Raw genomic sequence first — 1798 nt, forward strand, 5'->3', positions numbered from 1 at the left:
GCGTACCGGCCCTCCGCCCCTGGCGCCTAGGGGGCGGGGGTGGGCTCGGCGTCGTCCACGTGCAGGTCGACGCCCATGGGCTCCTTCACCATCGAGACGGCGACGAAGGAGACGGCACAGGCCACCACGATGTAGGCGCCGATGGTCCACGAGGCGTCGAAGCTGGTCAGCAGCAGCTCCGCGATCATCGGCGCGAACGCGCCGCCGAGGATGGCGCCGAGCGCGTAGCCGATCGACACGCCCGAGTAGCGGATCTCGGCGGGGAACATCTCCGCGTACAGCGCCGACTGGGGGCCGTAGCTGAGGCCCATGCCGAGGGTGAACACGAAGACCGCGACGAAGTACATCAGGACGTTGCCCGTGTCGATCATGAACCACATCGGCACGGCCCAGGCGGCCAGCATCGCGTAGCCGATCTGGAAGGTGCGCACCCGGCCGATCCGGTCGCAGAGCCATCCGCCGTACAGGGTGGAGATCAGCCAGCCGAACGAGGCGAGCGTGGTCGCCAGCAGTACCGGTCCGCGCTCCATGCCCAGGCCGAACTCCTCCACCGGGCGGGACGCGTACGTCGCGAGGAACGCGATCACGAGGTACCCGGCCGCGTTGTTGGCGAGGAAGATCAGCGCGGAGAGGACGACCTCCCTGGCGTTGCCGCGGAACAGCTGGCGCAGCGGCGCGGAGGCCTTGGCCCGGCGCTCCTGCATCAGCTTGAAGACCGGGGACTCCTCCACGGACTTGCGGATGAGGTGGCCGACGATGATCAGCAGGAAGGACATCAGGAACGGGATGCGCCAGCCCCAGGCCAGGAACGCCTCCTGGCCGATGACCACGGTGATCGCCCAGACGACGAAGGTCGCGAGGATCATGCCGCAGGGGACGCCGATCTGCGGGTAGGCGCCGAAGTAGCCGCGCTTCCCGGTCGGCGCGTGCTCCACCGACATCAGCGCGGCCCCGCCCCACTCGCCGCCCGCGGAGAAGCCCTGGAGGATGCGCAGGAGGATCAGGAGGACGGGCGCCGCCACGCCGATCTGGGCGTAGGTGGGCAGGGCGCCGATGAGGAAGGTGGCCAGGCCCATCATGACGAGGGTGGCGACGAGCACCTGCTTGCGGCCGAACTTGTCGCCGAGGGCGCCGGCGACGATCGCGCCCAGCGGCCGGAAGAGGAACGAGATGCCGATGGTGGCGAACGAGAGCACCTGGGCCACCGCGGGGCTGGTCTCGGACAGCGGTGCGAGGAACAGCGGTGCGAGCACCAGGCCGGCGGCCTGCGCGTAGATGAAGAAGTCGTACCACTCGATGGTCGTGCCGACCATGGTGCCCGCCAGGACGCGGCGGCGCTCCCTTGTCTCGACGGCGTCGGCCGGCACGGGGGCCGCGGGGTCGGAAGGTGCCATTGCTGCTCCGTAGGTTCTCTGCCGACCGGGGGTCGGGTTCTGCTGAGGGGCTCGGCCCTCGGTGGCCGGGAGGACGGTCACCGGTCCGGGACGCGGTCGCGCGCGCCGGACACGTCGTCCGCGTCCTTCGCGGGGACGTGACGGGGCACACAGACCATACGGACACCATGCCATGTGACTCAAGGCACTTTTGACAAGGGGGTCCCTTTATCGCAGATGAGAGGCCCTAACCTGACCGAACGGTCGGTGAGGATTCGGGCACGGAGCGGACAACCAGCCCCGGCCGGAGGGCGCCCGCGGCCCTCCCGGGACGGCGGCCCGGAGCCCGTCGGCGCGGCACCGCCGGGAAGGGGGCGCGGCGGCCCCACACGGCGGAGGGGCCCACCGGTTCCTCCGGTGGGCCC

The 1798-nt window shown here is 70.8% G+C and carries 1 protein-coding gene; it reads right to left on the bottom strand.

Annotated elements, in window-relative coordinates; all coding sequences use genetic code 11:
• Window positions 1-26: 26 nt before the first annotated feature.
• Window positions 27-1394: an MFS transporter gene (locus ACWGL3_RS32135; protein ID WP_267947371.1), complete on the bottom strand. Its 1368-nt coding sequence runs from the start codon at window positions 1392-1394 to the stop codon at window positions 27-29.
• Between the last annotated feature and the right edge of the window lie 404 nt (window positions 1395-1798).

Source organism: Nocardiopsis sp. NPDC055824 (genome assembly GCF_053616335.1).

Excerpts from the sequence above, each read along its gene's own strand:
- ACWGL3_RS32135 (WP_267947371.1), bottom strand. The coding sequence starts at position 1,394 with ATGGCACCTTCCGACCCCGCGGCCCCCGTGCCGGCCGACGCCGTCGAG.